Genomic DNA, 18656 nt, shown 5'->3' with positions numbered 1-18656 from the left:
TTACTCCGTTTTTTGTAAATCGGGTCATTACCAGTTTTCAACATCTGCCGGATCAAAATCGTAAATCCCCTGAATGATGGCCCTGGCATCCAGTAAGCCGGTTTTATAGTCGTTTATTTTTGAAACATCATCCACAATGGCTTTAGGGAAAGGTACTGCTGAAGTAATAAATTTTTCATCCAACACCTCTTTATACCCCGTGAACCGGTTGTCGTAATTGTAACGCAGCATTTCCGTGTACTTAAACATAGCGGACCAATGCATATAAAACCGCTCAGGACTGGCTCCCGGGTAGTCTTTTAAAAAATCCAGCTCCCGGACCACTTCATTAAGATGGTGCACGGCACTGGAAGCCACGACTTTTTCCCAGTTATCCAGTATTACAGCCTTGCGTTCAATAAGTTTATCGTAATCCTTTTCCACTATGGCAACGCGGGCATCATAAAAGCCGTCAAAAATGGTTTTTGAAAAATCCGTATGCGTTTGAGACCCCAGGTCACGTTCTGCAGCCAGGCGCGCAAACAAAAAATTATACTCCGTAGAAAAATCGAGTTTCCCATCCACCTGAAAATTATCCAAGTAATTCCCCCCTTCAGCATAGTCAACGAGGTCTTCATCTGTAAAATCATGGAATTTCCGGGCCGCTCCGTAATAACCAAAAACCTCGTCAAGATGGTGTTCCATCCAGGTATAATGCAACCAGGTGACCCCGGGAAAAGTGACAATGGTATCGTTGTTGTCATTTTCCACATAATGAAAATAAGCATGTAACCCGTGCTGCCACATGACGCCCCCCATGGCCGTCAGTTTAAACATCTGTACCATATCGTGGCCGGTTTCTTCATCGATATACACCCGGTAAGTGCCTATTTTTGAAGGATCATGAGAATTTTCAGCAATGGTCGCACACCAGTATTCCATGTCTGCATGGATTTTATTGGCATAAGGACCGTAAACCCTTCCCTTCAAATCACGGACCGATGAAATTTCGTAAATAGTGGAGACAAGCAAAGGCATGTTGACGGCAGTCAGCGTTGGGCCACTGATGGTTACCCCGCCATTATCATAATACTTATACAAATCTTCAAAGGCTATCGGCACGGCACCTGGTTCTGCCAGCCTTTTTACCAGAATCTCAAAATCCTGGATGATCAGGTTCCTGCATACCTGCCCGGAATTGAAGACATTATTGTGTCCGTCCCGTTCAAAATAATAGACATTTGGGACTTCCTCCTCGGGTACAATAATGACCGGCGTTTCATCAGGATCATGAGAACACCCCTGGAGAATGAACACTATTAGCAAAGATAATAGGGTAAAATAGTGGAGCGCCTTGTGCATTTTTCAAAGATTTATTGAGCAATGAAAACCGAATTTCATTTCCATGACAGAAAGAATCGTTCCAAAGCATAAATCTAGTAATTTTCAAACAATAACCCTCCTAAATAGCCAATAATGTGCATCGGCTCTATTGCAGCAAATATTCGATATCGCCCCGGCTAAAGGTCATGGTTCCGGTTTGGCCAATGATATCTTCTGCCAACTGGCTTTTGCGCTCCTGGAGTTTGAGTATTTTCTCTTCAATACTTTCCCGGGTGATGAATTTGATCGCAAAAACGCTTTTTTCCTGTCCGATCCGGTGAGCGCGGGCAATAGCTTGTTGTTCTGTCGACGGATTCCACCATGGATCCAGGATAAATACATAGTCGGCAGCGGTGAGGTTGAGCCCTACCCCGCCGGCTTTAATAGAGATCAAAAAAGACTTTACCTGTTCTTCCCTTTCAAATTTTTTGATCTCTTCTTCTCTTTGCTTAGCGGTGGAACTTCCGGAAAGCCATGAATAGGCTTCGCCCCTCTTATCCAACTCTGCTTTAAACAATTCAAGATATTTAACGAATGAACTAAAAATCAACACTTTATGACCTGCTTTAAGAATTACGTCCCATTGTTCCATCACCTCGTGGAATTTCCCGCTTTCCCTGGTGTAATCGGGTTTGACCAATACGGGATGGTTGACGAGTTGCCTCAGTTTTGTTAATGTTTGAAGTACGAGTAACCTGTATTTTCCGTCTGCAGCATCAAAATTTTCGAGCAGGTAATTCCTCGCAGCGGATTTCTCCCTTTCGTACAATTTTTTTTGTTCACTCGTCATTTCCGTGTAAAGGATACTGGTGGTCAGGGGAGGAAGTTCTTTGGCCACTTCTTCCTTTGTTCTTCGCAAAAGATAAGGCTGCACCAATGACCTGAGGCGCGTTTTTTTCTCCTCCTGTTGCAACTGTTCAATCGGCCGCAAAAATTCTTTCTTAAAAAAATTGAAGGAGCCTAGCAGATCAGGATTGATAAATTGCATTTGGGACCAAAGATCTGAAAGAGAATTTTCAATAGGCGTTCCACTCAAAGAAATTTTATGCCTGGCGACCAGTTCATTGATCGCTTTAAAGACTTTGCTCTCCCTGTTCTTTATTTGCTGACTTTCATCGAGAACGATATACTCATACTCCAGTTTTTTTAACAATTCTATATCCCTTAAAGCGGTTTGGTAGGTGGTCAGGATCACATCAAACCGGTGCAGCAGACGAATATCTGTATGGCGTTTTGCCCCGACATGCCGGTAAGAGGTAAGGGAAGGGGCAAATTTCATTAATTCTGATTGCCAGTTGAATACCAGGGAAGCAGGCAACACGATGAGGGCATTTAAGGGTTTGAGAAACTGTGCATCAGAGGCCGCCGAAAACAAGTCAAGTTGTCCGGGTGAACTGTTGGCCTGGGTGGTGAGGGGTTTTTGTTCCTTCGCATGCAGTAAAACAGCAATGGTCTGCAATGTTTTTCCCAGTCCCATATCGTCGGCAAGACAGGCACCCAACTCATTTTGGTAGAGCTCAACCAGCCATTTTACCCCGTCCAACTGGTAAGGGCGCAGTTCTGCTTTCAACCATTTGGACAATTGGAAATCTTTAACTTCCTTTTTTGTTATGGGGTCTCCATCTGCCTTAAGGCCTATTTTATCGAGGATGGTAAACTGGCTTTTTACCAGTTTCAGCTTATCTCCCGAATGGTGGACAAATTTAAAAAATTCGCTGTATTTGCTCATCCATTCCTGTGGAATAACAAAAAATCGCCCATCGGGCATTTTATAAAAAGGATTTGCTTCCCTGATATTTTTTCCGAGCCGGGCAAAAGGAAAAGAAATTTCCCCTACGGTCACTATGGCATGAACATCAAACCAGTCGTTATCTCTCTTGATATCCATTTGCAGGCTTGGCTTTTGCAGGAAAATCACATCTCCTTCATGTTCGGGAGGCTGAACAGCAAAACCTGCTTGTTCAAGGGCTTTCCTGTTTTCCGATAACCACTCGATCATCTCTGTAGATGTTTCACTATCTGCCAGCCGGGCAACTTCCGTTTGAAAATAACTGCCCACCGTATTTTTCAACCCGAAAGATTTCAGCTTTTCTACAAAGTCCGCTTCTTTGTTCATATCCCTGGATACCCTTACAATTCGTATTTCTTCCCCCATGAATTCAATGGAAGTACGCTTTTCTTTTTTCTCGCTCCAGTTGAAATGTACCCCGGTGTAAAGCATTTGAAGGGTAAGTCCCCATTGGCCGTTGAAAAAATTACGTACCGCCTCAATCCTACACCCCAACAATTTGCCATTGGCCACCACCTCAAATCCTTCCGCCTCGATATCCACCTTTTCAGCGACTTTTAAAATGAAGGTTTTAAAATAAGTTTTCACCGAAGCACTGGGAATCACCACCTCATTTTTGGTTTGAAAAGGCTTGACCATATTGCCATTGATATGAGTAATTTTATAGAGCTTATAGTCTGCAATGACCCAGGCCGGATGGTTGCAAACAGGAATGACATCCCTTGAACTGATTTTCCATTTTTGATCATTTTCAGCCATCACCAGCCGATAAAAAACCTCCGTTTCGGTTTTCTTAAAAAATAAATAGGGTTCCAGTTCGAAATCACCTGTCCGGACCATAAATTGATGTACCAGAATCTTTCGTTCTGCATCAAAACTCAATGGCAATTTGTGATTGGAAATGAAACTCAGGATCTCATCGAGATGACGATTGACGAATTTAAATATGGCTTTTTTTATTTCAGGCTCTTTTAATAAAAAATCGAGCGGCTTTTGCTTTCGTTTATTGGTATTGAATCGGGCTTCCAGGGCAGCAGGTTGCAACCATTCAATAATTCCGAATAATTTTTCCCGAACCGGATCAAAGGGCAAACCAAAACCGCCGATAGTATGAGCAAGCGCCTTTTGTCTGATATGGGCAAATAGCCCCTGCTTATCGACACTTACCACAAAAGCATTGGGAAGGAACAGCCCTTGTTCAAATTCATAAAGGTTGTAAACTACGTCGAGCCGCGGAGGTTTGGAAGTCGGGTTTTGTGACATTTGTCAATGGTGGAAAATTAGCAAAGGGGCTAAGATATGAAATTGTTTGTGACTGGTAAATTGATTTGAAAGGTATTTGAAAAATCCTCCGCGATAATTAATGATTGGCCTGCTAACAGGAATGAATGCAATGAATTTCAGGCGCTTCCATGTTTTTCAAATTCGTGGATAATCTTTTCAATTAATGCTTCCGGTACATGTTGAATTTTTGCAATCTCCTTAACCTCCAATCCTTGCTGAAAAAGATAAATTGTTCCGGGACGTATTCCTTGCTCTAACCCTTTGGCAATACCTTTCTCGATGCCTTTCTCGATGCCTTTCTCGATGCCTTTTTCGATGCCTTTTTCGATGCCTTTTTCGATGCCTTTTTCAATCCCTTCCTCATAACCTTCTTTAACACCGAGCTCAAATCCTTTATTCATTAATACTTCCAATCCGTTCATTACTTCTTTTTTAATAGGTCCGGTTATCTTATTTGTAAAATTTCCGATTTCTTTGACAAATATAATCCAAATCTATTTTAAAAACAACTAATAGTGTTTTTAATTAAAATTGTAAAACATTAAATTTAAAAAATTAACCAGCCAATCGCCGAATTCTTTTATCCCTCAATAGAGACTTCGGTGGTGGCCTCTTGTTTTTTACCCCAGTTAATCTTGGATTCCAGTTGATAACCACTCAGGCGGTTGTGATAATAGTAGAGGATTTTAAAGTTCTTACTGACGATCTGGCCTTTTTTATTGACCATAAGCGGATCCAGTGTATGGAAATTGCCCATGCGTGCAATCCCCTGGCTTATGAGATTTTCGAGATCACCTTCCACTTCGCCGGAAAGTTTGATTTCACCTTTAGATTTCATTTCGATCAATACTTCTCTCAATTGACCAATCACTTCTCTTAGTTGATCCCTGGAAAATTGATAATCTTCCGGCGGCAATCTCAATATGCCATAAAGATCCAGTCGGGAATTTTCGTATTTCAGGATTTCAAAGGCAGCAAAGGCTACCAGGTGACTGGACAATACAATATTATCCTTTTTATAGCGCTCCGTTATTTTCTCGGCCAGTGCTTTGGTGTATTGAGACTCTCTCTGGATATCTTCCGTTACTTCATCGTCAGACATAAAATACTCCTTTACCTCAATTTTATTGCCGTAATTATCATAACTATTGCCTTCCGCATCAACAGGATTTCCCAGGACATCCATAGGCTGTCCGAGAGAAAGTACAATTTCATTGCTTTTGGAAAACAGTTGCCAGATAAATTTTACGATCAATCGAAAACTGTGAGATCCGTCCCTGGAAACAAAATACTGCTCCCTTCCCACCTGGCGCAGATGCTGTTCTATCAGGTGTTTTGCTTCAAGGACAAAATGATACCCGAGGATGAGCGGAACGACGAATACCTTATCTTCCTTTCCGGACTGATAAATCCCTCTTTGTGCTTCCACAATGGTTCCCAACAACCCCAATTTCAGGTTGCTTTCCAATGCCCCGGATCTCGCCCGGGTACCTCCAGGAAAAAACAGGCTGTTCGTACCTCTTTGGATGGCCAGGTTAGACATTGTTTTGAGCGTTTCGAGATAAACGCTGTTTTTCTTGCGGCGATCGACGCGATACGCGCCCAGGCGATTCATGTAATAGGCTGCCGCCCCCGAGTTGTAAAGGTTCAGACCTGCTCCATAAGCAAACGAAGGCAATCCCACCACTTCGTCCAGCGCATACCCTATAAGAATAGAATCCAGGTTGCTAAAATGAGTAGGGGCCACAATCAGCGTCCCTTTTTTCATCAGTTGTCTGACTGTTTCCACCTCTCCTCTTACCTTCAGTTTATCATAGAGTTTGTGCTTACTGCTCCAGATTCTCTTATAATTTCTACTGGCAGCCGTATTCAGCAAACGGGTAAAAAAGAAATACAGGAATTTCCGGGCGAATTTGAAAGTGCTGATCCTGAAAGTACCTACGATTTCTTCGGCATACCGGTGAATAATCCGCTCCAAAATTTCCTTATTGGCCAAAGCGGCTTTTTCATCGGGCTGATCCAGGGACTCCCGCATCAACTTGTTTTTGATCTTTTTCCAAAATACCCTTTCATTGGGCGGGTCCACTTTCCATGGTTCCTCTTTGATCCTTATTTGTTCTTTGTAGATTGTTTTGGCGATGACATCCGTCACTACGGAAGGTTTTTTTCTCAACATGCGATCCAGCGTGAAACGCTCAATCTCCTGGACAAACGCTTTCCGTTCCTGGTGTAATTTGTATATAGGCCAATCCTCTATATTAGGCCAGATTTGTGGGTACTTTTTATTTTTATCTTCCATTTTTATTTATTAGCTAAAACCGGTAGCACAATAATTCTTAATCCTACAAAGCCTTAACCTTTTCGTTTACCTCCTCGATCATATTTAAAATTTCCTCGCGTCCTGTCGCCTTACGGGCAGAGGTATAGAACTGGGGCGGCAGGGTTTCCCAGGTATTTAATAATTCCTGCTGTATTTTCTCGATGTTTTCGGTCAACTCTTTTTTCTTCAACCGATCCACTTTGGTATAAACAATCACAAACGGAACACTGCACTCACCTAACCAGTTCATGAATTCAATATCATTTTTTTGCGGGGCAATATTCGAATCTACCAGCACAAAAGCGCAGAACATGGTATCTCTTTTCAGAAAATAATCCTTAATCATTTTTTTCCAGGAATGCCTCGTCTTTTTTGAGATACTGGCATACCCGTATCCGGGAAGGTCAACCATATACCATTTGTCTTCTATCAGGTAAAAGTTCAAATGTTGTGTTTTCCCAGGGGTGTGCGATACCCTTGCAATATCCTTCCGGCTGCAAAGCATATTGATCAGGGAAGATTTGCCCACATTGGATCGTCCGATAAAGGCATATTCCGGCAACCCGTCGGTAGGACAGGAAGATACTTTTGGAAAGCTTCCGGTAAAAAATACAGAATTAATGTTCATTTGCTACTTTTCTTACACTCAAAGGCCGTTTTAAACTTCAGTCTTTTTTTGATGTCAAAAAAATAATTTTCACTTTGACAAAAGAATTAAAACCACCCTTCGTTATATTTTAACAACACAAAATTAGTCAAAAAAACCAACATCAACACGAAGACTGTCCATTCAGCTTGGGTACATTATCTAATTTCCTTTGCCAAACGCCGAATATACAGCCATTTTTATAGATCTGATTTGAAAAAAAAGGATTGCTTTTGTAATAATTGTATTTTTGCAGGCAACAGGAAAATAACCATGCTAATGAAAAAAATGCTCTTCCCTCTTGTTATGATGTGTTTCGCATTGTCCCTAAACGCCCAGTTTTTAAAATTAGGGATCAAAGCAGGGGCCAGCACCACCAATATCAATGCCCCGGAACTCAATATCCTGGATATTAACGGTGTGCAAAACCTAAAGATGGCCCTCAAAAATGCACAATATGGCATCCATGGAGGGCTCGTCATTCGCATGAGATTTGGCAAAAATTTTATGATCATGCCGGAAATTCTGCTCAATTCCAACAAAGTAGACTATTCCATCATCGAAATCAATAATTCCGTTGTCACCGACAGCATTCTTTCCGAAAAATATCAATACCTCGATATTCCTTTTATGTTTGGGTACAAATCCGGTCCCATCAGGCTGCATGCAGGGCCTGTTGGTCATTTTTACCTGAACAGCACCTCCGAATTACTGGACAATATCGAAGGATACGAACAAAAATTCGAAGAATTAACCCTTGGCTGGCAGGCAGGTCTAGGACTTGACCTCTGGAAATTCACGGTGGATTTCAGGTATGAAGGCAATTTTTCAAAATTCGGGGACCACATTGTCTTTTTCGGCAATAAATATTCATTCGATCAATCTCCTTCCCGATTCCTGCTGTCCGTCGGTTTTGTTTTTGGCGAGCATTATCCGTGATTTATTGATCGTTTGATGATACGATGATTCGATGATACAGATGATACGATGATACGATGATACGATGATACGATGATACGATGGTTTGATAGTGCGATGCAATTTTTGACAGCTTATCATTATTAAAAAAATAAACCAGCTAAGACCTAAATATACTGGCATTGGCATACCTTAGTTTCGTGGCATCTTAAGAATAATAGCGTCACAAAATCATAGTATCGTAACATCAAAATATTGCCGCATCTTAAAATCATAGTATCGTATTATTATAATATCGCAACATTATAGCCTTATCGCATGACCGTAGCAGAAGCCATAGGAACATTAACCGAAACCCTCCTACCCATTTACGGAGAGGGAGAAACGAGGAGTTTGGTTCGCATTGTCGCGGAGGATGTTTTTGGCACTTCCAACCTTCAACACAACCGCCTGCTTTCTGACACCGATCAGGCCTACTTTTTTGAGATCCAGGATCAATTGCTCAGCGGTCGTCCCCTGCAATACGTTTTGGGCAAGGCGGATTTTTACGGTTATGTTTTTCATGTAAATGAAAATGTCCTCATTCCGCGGCAGGATACCGAGGAACTGGTTCACCTGATCCTTGAAACCCTTCCTGAAGCCGGGGCGCTAAAAGGCCTTGATATCGGAACGGGGAGCGGTTGTATTCCCATTGTCCTCAAAAAGAGAAGACCCCATTGGGAAATTCATGCACTGGACATCAGTCCGGAAGCCCTGATCGTCGCTAAAAAAAATGCCCAGGACCTTGCCGTTGAAATTGATTTTCACCTCCTCGACATCCTCAACATGGAGGCGCAGGCCAGTCTGCTTCATTTTGATTTCATCGTCAGCAATCCGCCTTATATTCCGGGAAAAGAAAAAAATATCGTTCCCGAATTCGTCAAAAATTTCGAACCTGACCTGGCACTTTTTGTCACCGATAAAGATCCTTTGGTCTTCTACCGAAACATCGCAGACTTTGCCGAAAGACATTTAAACTCCGGGGGGCGATTGTTTTTTGAAACCAACGAATTTAATGCCTCGGAGGTAGTGAAATTGTTAAAAGACAGGCAGTATTCACAAATAGAGCTCATCAAAGATATGAGCGGTAAGGACCGGATGGTAACGGCGGTTTTGAATAGGATTTGATGCTTTTTAATAAGGATTGGAAGGGCAATTTTAGCGCTCCGTCCTAATATTTAATTCCTCTTCCGCCACATTGCTCAACATTTTCGGTACTTTCGCCTCATTATTTAATTAATTAAACTTTATGAAAATGAAATTAAGGATTTCTCTTTTATTATTGGTGGCTGTTTTTGTTTCTGTTACTGCATTCGGACAGCAATTCATCCCCGCCTTTGACACTTTCTCAGGCAAAAAAGTGGCCTACGTAACCCTGGAAGACGGCACTAAGGTGGAGGGCACCATCAAGGATCTCGACCGCAAAAAAGGGCAGATCGAATCCATTACTCTCAGAGACTCTCTCGGCAATAAGACCGAATATACTGCCGACCAGATCAAAGTCATGTATTTACCTCCAAGCGGATTCGACAAAGTGATGAAAACCATTGACTTTGCTTATGATGCCACCCAATGGGGAGATGACATTGAGCAGGATGTCATCAATAAAGGTTATGCCTATTTTGAAAAAACAGAGGTTCAGATCAAAAAGAAATCCTTTGTCCTCCTGATGCAACTGGTCAACCCAACCTTCCCTGGCGAGATTCGTGTTTATACCGATCCTTTTGCTAATGAAACAGCCTCATTGGGGATTGCAGGCGTTACGCTCGCCGGTGGTGAGGAAAAATCCTATTTTGTCAAAAAAGGAGAGGCTCCCGCTTATAAAATGTTAAAAAAAGACTACAAAGACAGTTTCAAGACGCTTTACAAGGGATGTCAGAAAGCCCTCAAATTTGGAGATAAAAGGGTGGATTGGAGCGACTTTGCCTCCCACGTAGCAGCTTATAATCAGTGTAAATAAGGATCCTTTGCCCTAAATTATTGAAAAAATTCAAAATTTATTTTCGGAGTTAGGAGTTCGATATTTTAGTGGTTTTTTTGAATATCGAACTCCTAAGTTTTTCCAACCAGCAACAAGTCAACGAGTAACAAGTAACAAGTAACAAGTAACCAGCAACCAGCCTCCCGCCTACCCCCTCCTTTTCGAAGCACCCGCCACCATCAGCACCTGGATCAACTCCTTCAGCACTTCATTCAAATTATTGATCGCCAGGGGAATGTCCCAGTTTTCCCGGTTTCTTGGTTCTACGTAGTTGGAGACACTTCTCAGCTGCAAAAAAGATACGTTTTCGCACAAACACACATAAAAGAAAGCCGCTCCTTCCATACTTTCCAGGTCAGCCGGGAACAGGTTTGTGATGCTTTTGATAGATGCCTCACTGCCGTGCACTTTATTGACGCTAATGGCCGTGGCCGTCGGCAAAAAATCAAATGCTGCTGCGCCTTCATTTTTGAGGCAGCCCTCGATAAAAGGCGGCTGATTGGGTTCGATTAACCCCATTTCGTGCACACTTACAAAACGACCATCTGCTTCCTCCACCCCAATGTCGGCAAATTGCTCCTGCACCACTTGCACCACTTCCCCGATTTTGAACGCCCGGTTAAAAGCACCCGCGATACCGGCATTGATGACCAGGTCGTATGATGTGGCTGCCAGTGCCCTGCCCACCGCATAAGCCGTCAGCGGGAGGCCCACGCCGGTGATCAGCAGGCTCACTTCCATCTCATCATGGGTATAGCGATAATTGCCCGTCTGGCGGAAATTGCCTTTGAGAAATTCTTCCAGGGGAGTGATCTCGAAACTGGTGGCGGAGACTATGAGGATTTTTTGCATAGTAGATTTTGATGCTTACAAAAGCAAAGATATGGGAAATAAAAAATTCAACCCCAATTATTCCCGATGGAACACGGATGGAACAGTAAAACGGGTTTTCACGGATTTTTGATTTGTTTAAAGCTATGGATATTGATCTTCTGATTTTAATCCGGGATGATTATTTCTTCCATTTCGGTGCCGTCGGGGTTCATCATGAATAAAAGTTGACTTGCTGTTCCCAAGAAATTTTCGGGGTCGGTTATGGTTCTGTCAAATCTTATAAATATAACCTCCCTATTCAAGTATTTCAATTTTTTCTTCATCTGTTCCATCCAGGTTCATCATATAAAGCTCTGAATATAAATCTCCTTTTTCACCATCAGTTATTATTCTTTCTACTCTTTGAAATATAACTTTATTAAGTTGTGGAGAATAAGTTGGCAATTGGTAAAATTTAGCATTGCAGGTTTTAAGTATCCTATGTGTAATGCTGTCTGAAATATTTGTAAAATATACTCCTGTTACATGGCTCCATATTATTTCATGTTCATTTATCCATTCTGCACCACCCGCTGATTGTGAAATATGCTCTAAACTGTATATAAGGTCGTAGTCATAAAAATTGCTGTAGGGGTTACCAATAAACAATCCTTGGAAATTTCCATTGGCAACCAGGGAATCATGTTGCCATGAACCGTTGCCACCAACTCCAACTAATGTTGTATCAATAACATCACCGTTTTGATCAGCGATTATAAATTTAGTTGGACTCGTATATCCTAGTTCATAAATAAATTTATCTCCCTCTTTGTTCCATTCAGGGAAAAAACAAAGTCCCGATGTAGTTAATTGAGTCAGACTATCTCCATTTTCTTTGATCTTCCAAATGTTATAGCCGTCATTCCCAAGTTCATTCCATAATTGAAAAATTATCCAACCTTTCTTGCTCCATCTGGGTCGTATGCCAATGTTCCCTTCGTGAATAGTGTAATATTCCTTGGAAATTAAATTATATTTTACGAGCTTTTCAGTTGTACCTGATTCTTCATTTGCATAAAAAAAGATAATTTCTTCAGAATTATTGGGGTTAAAGTATGGTACACCATATGATGGGTATACTGTTTGAAAAAGAGACGTTTCTTGTAAATCAACTAAATGTTCTATTTCTTTGCAAGTTTCATCCTTATGGCAACCAAGAAAATATAAACAAACTACCAGCAAAAGGAAAAAAATATTTTTCATAATTTTTAAGTTGAAAAACCATAATGGAGAATTTGCCCCCCACTATGGGTAAAGTTAATGTGGAAAATTAATCCTTGACAAGCTTTTTGGAAATAGTGCCTTTGTCTGTTAGAACTGAAAAAAAACATTAACAATATAATTTCAAATAGTGGGGGGGGGTAAGGGGGGGGTAAGGGGGGGGTAATGCCCTGAAATTCATGGTGCGGGGCTTTTTTGGGTGTGATTATGCCTACAAATATAAAGGAAAAAGCCGAAATGTAAAAATATTGTTATGAATTAAACATTTCAATTAATCGTTTTCTTAGATCCATTTTTTTTCAATCTTCCTTCTACATTCCGAAAATCATTTCCAATGCTTTCTCGACATGTTCCTGCTCTACATACGTTTGCCCGATCACAAAACGAAGCACATATTTATCGTCAATTTTGGTGTGGGAAAGAAAAAGTTGTCCTGTTTTATTCAGTTTATCTTTCAATTGTTCATTCAGGTCATTCAATTGTGCAGGATCTGCGCCTGCCGGATGATACCTGAAGCAGGAAAAATTCAGGAAAGGTTGGAGAACCAGTTCAAAATCGGGATGTTTATCGATCTGGCCTGCAAAAAATTCATTGAGGGCGATGTGTTCCCGAAGGCGTTTGCGGATGCCGTCGAGCCCAAAACCACGAATCACGAACCAAAGTTTCAAGGCCCGGAAACGGCGCCCCAGCGGAATGCCCCAGTCTCGGTAATCGTTGACCAGTCCTCTTGTATTGGTTTTTAAATATTCCGGAAGGATTTCAAAGGTGCGGATCAATACATTGACATCTTTCACAAAATAAACCGAGCAATCAAAATGGGTAAACATCCATTTGTGCGGATTAAACACAAAACTATCCGCACCTTCCACGCCTTCTGCCATCCAGCGGTATTCCGGCAACAGCAAGGCTGTACCGGCGAAGGCGGCGTCCACATGAAGCCATATTTTATACTTTTTACAAATTTGCGCAATAGGTTTCACCGGATCAACAGCCACAGTGCCTGTCGTCCCTATAGCGGCTACCACGCAGCATGGAACCAATCCGTTGGCAAGGTCTTCCACAATTTGTTTTTCCAACAGTTCCGGAATCAGTCTCATTTGATCATCCACCGGGATCTTGATGAGGTTCTTTTTCCCAATCCCGGAAATACCAACGGCTTTATCGATGGAAGAATGGGTCTGGGTAGAGCAATACACCCGCAGATTATTGGGAACGCCTTCCTCATTGGATTTAAACCCGGTCGCCACTTCCCGGGCCGTAATAATGGCTGTCAGGGTAGCCGTTGAAGCGGTATCCTGGATGGTGCCTTCAAACCCGGGTGGGAAATCCATGGCTTTCATCAGCCATTCCATCATGCGTTCTTCGAGTTCGGCAGCGGCAGGTGAGGTTTCCCAGATCATACACTGGGCAGCGATAGAGGCCGTGATCATTTCTCCAAAAAGCGATTCTAAAGAGGCATTGGCCGGGAAATAAGCATGAAAATTAGGATGCTGCCAATGGGTGATCCCGGGGAGGATGATCTCGTCCAGGTCTTTCAGAATCTGATCCATACCCTGGGATTGATCTGGCGCTACGGGAGGGATCTGGTGGTAGATTTCTCCTGGGTTTACCTGCGACTTTACCGGTAAGGACTCCAGTTTATTAAAATAATCATCGATCCACTCAATGATCCGGGTGGAGTCCTTTATGAAATTTTCTTTTTTGAGCATGATTCATTTTTTAAGCACCATCTGCCTTTTTTATCAAAACCCCGGGCCTTAATCCGACTTTCTTCCAACGAATACAATTCCAATAGAAGGGGAAATTCCGAGCACTTCGTGATAGCGGGAGGCAACGTCCAGGATGAATCCGTTTTTCAATTGGTACCCGGCACCGAAGGTGATCTCAACGGGTTGGGTAGCCACTCCGGCCCTCAAATGAAAATCCTCGATCAGTTCGTATTCCACCCCCCAATGGGTGCTGACCGCAAAATCAATATCCTTGCTCACTTCGCCGAAAATATTCACTTTTTCGGACGGACTGTATTTCAATCCTATTTTTAATAAAGAAGGTAACCTTTCCCCTTCAATCAACTTCACGTTCAATGGGTTAAATACATGGATCCCCATGTTCAGCTGTGGCGTAAAACGAGCCATCAGCCCCAGTTCAAAAGTAGCCGCTCCTTTGCTGCCATATTCCGAGATATTGGTATTCAGATAATCCAGTGCCGCCCCGATGGAAAAATTTTCCATCAGTTTCCGGGCATAAGCCAGGCTGACCCGCTGTTCGTTATAGGCTTCGGTGCCATAATAATTTAAAGTCATGCCCAGGCTCCCGGACTTCAATGGCAACACTCCTCCCGCAGCAACTGTCCGAATGGCATTGAGTAGAAAGCGCTGCTCCGCCAAAAGGGTAATTCCCCATTCCTCGACAGAGGCCATGCCGGCCTGGTTGGAAAACACACTATGTACATCTTCAAAAGCGGCTCCAACCCCGCCCAACGCCGCTCCACGCGCCCCTGCCACGGGCGGAACACCGTTTTGTGCGCTAAGTCCCAAAATCCACAGAAAACCAATAAGGATAAGCGTTATTTTTTTCATGATCCAAATATAGAGAAGATGTTTGGAAGCCAATTAAAAACCAGGAATGGATTATTAAAAAAGCTACAAAATCCAGGAATTCAAATTTACCTGCATTATTAGCATATTGATCAAAAGAAATGAGTCAGCTGGATGGTTTTTTTACCTATTTTAGAAAAAAAATCGCTGTTCTGTTTATTTTTTCTGCGAAAATCGGCGTGATCTGCGTGATTCAGTCCAGGCTTAATACAGAAAATTTCCATAAAAGGCAAGATGAATAACCACATTAGCTGCCGCTAAAGCATACAAAAAAGTGTGGGAAGTGTAATTTTTTTTCATAATTCAGGAGCCTGTTGATATGCAAAAGGCTCCTGAATCAGAGATTAAACAAAAGTCTCACCATGTTGGGAGGCATCCAGCCCTCTCTCTTCCTGGCTTTCCGTAACACGCATAGGCAACAGGATGTCAACAATATAATACAGCAGCCAACTGCCTCCAAAGGTAAACACTGCCACGATGACCAGGGCAATTATATGGTAAAAAAATGTGCTGGTATGCCCGTAAATCAATCCCACTTCCTTGGCAAATACGGCGGTGAGGATCATCCCCACCATACCTCCTACCCCATGGCTTGGAAATACATCAAGGGTGTCGTCGAGGTCGGATTTGTTTTTCAGACGAATGGCGTAGTTGCTGGTAATCGCCGCCACAAAACCAATAAAAATACTTTGCCCCAGGGTCACAAATCCGGCAGCAGGAGTAATGGCGACAAGGCCTACGATAGCCCCAACACAGGCACCGAGTGCGGACATTTTCCTGTTGTGGAAACGCTCCAAGAAAATCCAGGTGATCATAGCAGATGCCGAGGCCAGGTTGGTATTGGCAAAGGCGATGACGGCATCTTCATTGGCGCCCAGGGCAGACCCCGAGTTGAATCCGAACCAGCCAAACCACAACAATCCCGTTCCTAAAATGATAAAAGGAACGTTAGCCGGTTCGTGGGATTCTTGTTTGCGTTTGCCCAGAAAGAAAGCCCCGGCCAATGCGGCAAAACCGGCAGACATATGGACCACGGTTCCTCCGGCAAAATCGAGCACGCCCCAGTTTCTCAGCAATCCGTCGGGATGCCAGGTCATGTGTGCCAGAGGAGCATAAATGAAAAGGGTAAACAGCACCACAAAAAGGATATAACTTCTGAACCTGACCCTTTCCGCAAAACTTCCGGTGATCAATGCCGGGGTGATGATGGCAAATTTCATTTGAAATAAGGCATAGAGCAAAAAAGGAATCGTGGAAGAAAAATCCGGATTGGGGCTTAACGTGACATTCCTGAAATTAAAGTAAGTAAAAGGATTGCCAAAAATACCCCCAATGCTGTCTCCAAAAGCGATACTAAACCCGACAATAACCCAGATCAGGCTCACCACTCCCAGGGCCACAAAACTTTGCATCAGCGTGGAAATAACATTCTTCCGACTGACCATGCCCCCGTAAAAAAAGGCCAGTCCAGGAGTCATCAACAGTACAAACGCACTGGAAATCAGCATCCATGCGGTATCCCCGGAATCTATTTCCCCGCCACCGGTTACGAATTTGTATTCCGAACCAAAAAGCAAAGCGACCAGCACTAGCACGGTCAATACGATAAAATTCATTCTTTTTCCCATGTCCTTATTGGTATTATGTTAAAAATTATGTCATGTATTTCCCTTGCGCTCAAGGAAAACGTTGGTATAAGCGGTTTAAACTTTTGGTACTATTCGGAAAGACACTGAAGGACGTCCGGCATCCTTCGGGTATAATTTGGTAAAATCTATCAGGTTGGGAAAAGACAAAAACTAAGTTACGAAACCAAATTTAGGACAATTTCGAAAACAGACAATATCCTTTTTTGAAAAATTAAATGGTTTTTACAACGGCTAGCCCCCGATTTATGGGGTCAGGGATTTTCTCATCAAGGGTAAGAAGCGCCCTTTTGGATAACTTTCCACGGCATTAAAAGTCACAAATCCCTGGCTGGTATAAAACCCTTCGGCGTTGGGATCAGCCACCACCACTATATCTATGGGGCGTCTTACCACTTTCTCAAGGGAGGCCTCGAGTAAAAATTTACCTAACCCTTTACCGATAAACGCAGGTTGTACCCAAAGATGCTCAATTTCGTATTGCTCGGGAGATTCCGAAATGGCACAAAACCCTCTGATTTCTCCTTCGAGCACCAGCTTTAATACATGATTTTCCTTTAAAAAGGCCCTTGTAACGGTGAGGTCGGGCCTCCAGTGTTCTATCCAATCATCAGGATATCCCCAATGTTTTTTGGATTCCACACTGATGAGATTCAACCGGGGAATATCCTTTATGGTTGCCTGTTGGATTTGCATCGGGTTGGAAATTTTATGCTTAAAAAAATATATGGGTTGCAAAATTATTTCTGCAACCCATATTCGTGAGGCGGGATTTTTTCCCTTTTTTCAAAACTGCAATGAAAAATTATTCCACCCAATCCGCCACAAAAACATTGGTTGCCCGGGTTCCGCCGTTATTACGATTGGAAGAAAAAGCTACTTTTTTGCCATCCGGTGAAAATACCAGGAAGGAATCAAAGGCGGTATCAAAAGTCACCTGCTCAAGACCCGTTCCGTCGAGGTTGATCATAAAAATATTGAACGGAAATCCTCTCTCGCTTTTGTGATTGGAGCAAAACAGGATCTTTTGTCCGGAAGGATGCATGTAAGGAGCCCAGTTGGCATTGCCCAGTTCTGTGATTTGAGTCAGTTCAGAGCCGTCAACATTACACATAAACAGTTCCATTTCCGTAGGTTGGACCAGCCCTTCCGCCAACAGATCTTTGTAAACCTTAATATCTTCCGGAGTTTTAGGACGTGAGGCCCTGAAGATCAGTTTTTGTCCATCCGGGGTAAAAAATGCTCCACCATCATATCCCAGTCCGCTGGTTACCTGTTTAACATTTGATCCGTCGAGATTCATAGTAAACAATTCAGGATCGCCGGTGCGCATGGAGGTGAAAACGATTTTATCTCCTTGTTGAGAAAGGGTTGCTTCGGCATCATACCCGGGAGTATCGGTCAATTTTGCGACCAAATTACCATTGAGGTCCGAAACGTAAATATCAAAATCTGAATAAATCGGCCATACGTATTTTCCGTCCGCCCGGTGTTCGGGTTCCGGCGGGCAATTGTCACCGCCCTCGTGGGTGGAAGCAAAAAGGATGTTTTCGTCTCCCGGCATAAAATAAGCACAGGTCGTTCTGCCTTTTCCGGTACTGATTAAAGTAGGTTTATCCCCTTCGTATCCGGTGATGGGCATGTAATAGATCTGATCACACTGAGTACCCCAGGCTTCGTTTTTGGCCTGGAAAGATAGTTTTGTCCCGTCGAAGCTGAAATAAGCCTCTGCATTATCCCCTCCAAAAGTGAGTTGACGAACATTTTTGAAGTGTACTTCTCCTTCGAGTCGAAGGCTGTCCACTGCCTCGGTAACTTCTTCCGTTGCAGGATTTTTTGCCGTTTGCTGACAAGCCTGGATAGCTAATAATCCCAGGATCAACAGTAATAAGTGATTCTTCATATTTGCGTTATTTATCATTTTTTGCAAAAATAGAATTCCTATCTCCTTTTTCTGCAAACACAGGTCACAGAATTGTC

General features: G+C 42.8%; 15 protein-coding genes. 3 read left to right on the top strand and 12 right to left on the bottom strand.

Annotation, left to right across the window (positions count from 1 at the left end):
* Window positions 1–27: 27 nt before the first annotated feature.
* The 5 genes from H6571_06555 to H6571_06535 all read right to left on the bottom strand — a co-directional run bounded on the left by H6571_06555 (window position 28) and on the right by H6571_06535 (window position 7383).
* The gene (locus H6571_06555; GenBank protein MCB9323386.1) at window positions 28–1341 is read right to left on the bottom strand and encodes a DUF4856 domain-containing protein; all 1314 of its coding nucleotides are present in this window, start codon (window positions 1339–1341) and stop codon (window positions 28–30) included.
* 127 nt (window positions 1342–1468) lie between these two features.
* Window positions 1469–4414 carry a DEAD/DEAH box helicase gene (locus H6571_06550; protein MCB9323385.1) on the bottom strand — a complete coding sequence of 982 codons (2946 nt, stop codon included), beginning with the start codon at window positions 4412–4414 and terminating at the stop codon, window positions 1469–1471.
* Between the two features lie 137 nt (window positions 4415–4551).
* Complete coding sequence (locus H6571_06545) at window positions 4552–4857, bottom strand: hypothetical protein (protein MCB9323384.1); 306 nt, start codon at window positions 4855–4857, stop codon at window positions 4552–4554.
* 158 nt (window positions 4858–5015) lie between these two features.
* Window positions 5016–6734, bottom strand: a complete 1719-nt coding sequence (locus tag H6571_06540) for a 1-acyl-sn-glycerol-3-phosphate acyltransferase (protein ID MCB9323383.1) — start codon at window positions 6732–6734, stop codon at window positions 5016–5018.
* Between the two features lie 43 nt (window positions 6735–6777).
* Window positions 6778–7383, bottom strand: a complete 606-nt coding sequence (locus H6571_06535) for a YihA family ribosome biogenesis GTP-binding protein (protein ID MCB9323382.1) — start codon at window positions 7381–7383, stop codon at window positions 6778–6780.
* Between the two features lie 297 nt (window positions 7384–7680).
* Here H6571_06535 and H6571_06530 point away from each other — a divergent pair, with 297 nt between their 5' ends.
* The 3 genes from H6571_06530 (at window position 7681) to H6571_06520 (ending at window position 10318) form a co-directional block, all read left to right on the top strand.
* Window positions 7681–8340: a PorT family protein gene (locus H6571_06530; GenBank protein MCB9323381.1), complete on the top strand. Its 660-nt coding sequence runs from the start codon at window positions 7681–7683 to the stop codon at window positions 8338–8340.
* 297 nt (window positions 8341–8637) lie between these two features.
* On the top strand, window positions 8638–9486 hold the full coding sequence (prmC, locus tag H6571_06525; GenBank protein ID MCB9323380.1) for a peptide chain release factor N(5)-glutamine methyltransferase: 849 nt from the start codon (window positions 8638–8640) through the stop codon (window positions 9484–9486).
* Between the two features lie 127 nt (window positions 9487–9613).
* Window positions 9614–10318, top strand: a complete 705-nt coding sequence (locus H6571_06520; GenBank protein MCB9323379.1) for a hypothetical protein — start codon at window positions 9614–9616, stop codon at window positions 10316–10318.
* A 168-nt stretch (window positions 10319–10486) separates the two neighbouring features.
* On the opposite strand, the gene mqnB is transcribed toward H6571_06520, so the two are convergent.
* The 7 genes from mqnB to H6571_06485 form a co-directional block, all read right to left on the bottom strand.
* Window positions 10487–11191 (bottom strand): futalosine hydrolase, encoded by a 705-nt coding sequence (mqnB, locus tag H6571_06515; protein MCB9323378.1) that lies wholly within the window; start codon window positions 11189–11191, stop codon window positions 10487–10489.
* Window positions 11192–11467: 276 nt separating this feature from the next.
* Window positions 11468–12415, bottom strand: a complete 948-nt coding sequence (locus H6571_06510; protein ID MCB9323377.1) for a hypothetical protein — start codon at window positions 12413–12415, stop codon at window positions 11468–11470.
* Window positions 12416–12744: 329 nt separating this feature from the next.
* Window positions 12745–14142, bottom strand: coding sequence for an aspartate aminotransferase family protein (locus H6571_06505; GenBank protein ID MCB9323376.1), 1398 nt, complete (start codon window positions 14140–14142; stop codon window positions 12745–12747).
* Between the two features lie 48 nt (window positions 14143–14190).
* The gene (locus tag H6571_06500) at window positions 14191–15012 is read right to left on the bottom strand and encodes a hypothetical protein (GenBank protein MCB9323375.1); all 822 of its coding nucleotides are present in this window, start codon (window positions 15010–15012) and stop codon (window positions 14191–14193) included.
* Between the two features lie 362 nt (window positions 15013–15374).
* On the bottom strand, window positions 15375–16658 hold the full coding sequence (locus tag H6571_06495; GenBank protein MCB9323374.1) for an ammonium transporter: 1284 nt from the start codon (window positions 16656–16658) through the stop codon (window positions 15375–15377).
* A 264-nt stretch (window positions 16659–16922) separates the two neighbouring features.
* Window positions 16923–17372, bottom strand: coding sequence for a GNAT family N-acetyltransferase (locus H6571_06490; GenBank protein ID MCB9323373.1), 450 nt, complete (start codon window positions 17370–17372; stop codon window positions 16923–16925).
* Window positions 17373–17481: 109 nt separating this feature from the next.
* The gene (locus tag H6571_06485; GenBank protein ID MCB9323372.1) at window positions 17482–18579 is read right to left on the bottom strand and encodes a PD40 domain-containing protein; all 1098 of its coding nucleotides are present in this window, start codon (window positions 18577–18579) and stop codon (window positions 17482–17484) included.
* Between the last annotated feature and the right edge of the window lie 77 nt (window positions 18580–18656).

This window comes from Lewinellaceae bacterium, assembly GCA_020636105.1.
In the GTDB taxonomy this organism is placed as follows: Bacteria; Bacteroidota; Bacteroidia; order Chitinophagales; family Saprospiraceae; genus BCD1.
Note: the sequence above shows the minus strand (reverse complement) of the source record. Positions and strands in the feature narration are given on the sequence as shown.

Coding starts and splice junctions, on each gene's coding strand:
- H6571_06555 (MCB9323386.1), bottom strand. CDS start 1,341: ATGCACAAGGCGCTCCACTATTTTACCCTATTATCTTTGCTAATAGTG.
- H6571_06550 (MCB9323385.1), bottom strand. CDS start 4,414: ATGTCACAAAACCCGACTTCCAAACCTCCGCGGCTCGACGTAGTTTAC.
- H6571_06545 (MCB9323384.1), bottom strand. CDS start 4,857: ATGAACGGATTGGAAGTATTAATGAATAAAGGATTTGAGCTCGGTGTT.
- H6571_06540 (MCB9323383.1), bottom strand. CDS start 6,734: ATGGAAGATAAAAATAAAAAGTACCCACAAATCTGGCCTAATATAGAG.
- H6571_06535 (MCB9323382.1), bottom strand. CDS start 7,383: ATGAACATTAATTCTGTATTTTTTACCGGAAGCTTTCCAAAAGTATCT.
- H6571_06530 (MCB9323381.1), top strand. CDS start 7,681: ATGAAAAAAATGCTCTTCCCTCTTGTTATGATGTGTTTCGCATTGTCC.
- prmC (MCB9323380.1), top strand. CDS start 8,638: ATGACCGTAGCAGAAGCCATAGGAACATTAACCGAAACCCTCCTACCC.
- H6571_06520 (MCB9323379.1), top strand. CDS start 9,614: ATGAAATTAAGGATTTCTCTTTTATTATTGGTGGCTGTTTTTGTTTCT.
- mqnB (MCB9323378.1), bottom strand. CDS start 11,191: ATGCAAAAAATCCTCATAGTCTCCGCCACCAGTTTCGAGATCACTCCC.
- H6571_06510 (MCB9323377.1), bottom strand. CDS start 12,415: ATGAAAAATATTTTTTTCCTTTTGCTGGTAGTTTGTTTATATTTTCTT.
- H6571_06505 (MCB9323376.1), bottom strand. CDS start 14,142: ATGCTCAAAAAAGAAAATTTCATAAAGGACTCCACCCGGATCATTGAG.
- H6571_06500 (MCB9323375.1), bottom strand. CDS start 15,012: ATGAAAAAAATAACGCTTATCCTTATTGGTTTTCTGTGGATTTTGGGA.
- H6571_06495 (MCB9323374.1), bottom strand. CDS start 16,658: ATGGGAAAAAGAATGAATTTTATCGTATTGACCGTGCTAGTGCTGGTC.
- H6571_06490 (MCB9323373.1), bottom strand. CDS start 17,372: ATGCAAATCCAACAGGCAACCATAAAGGATATTCCCCGGTTGAATCTC.
- H6571_06485 (MCB9323372.1), bottom strand. CDS start 18,579: ATGAAGAATCACTTATTACTGTTGATCCTGGGATTATTAGCTATCCAG.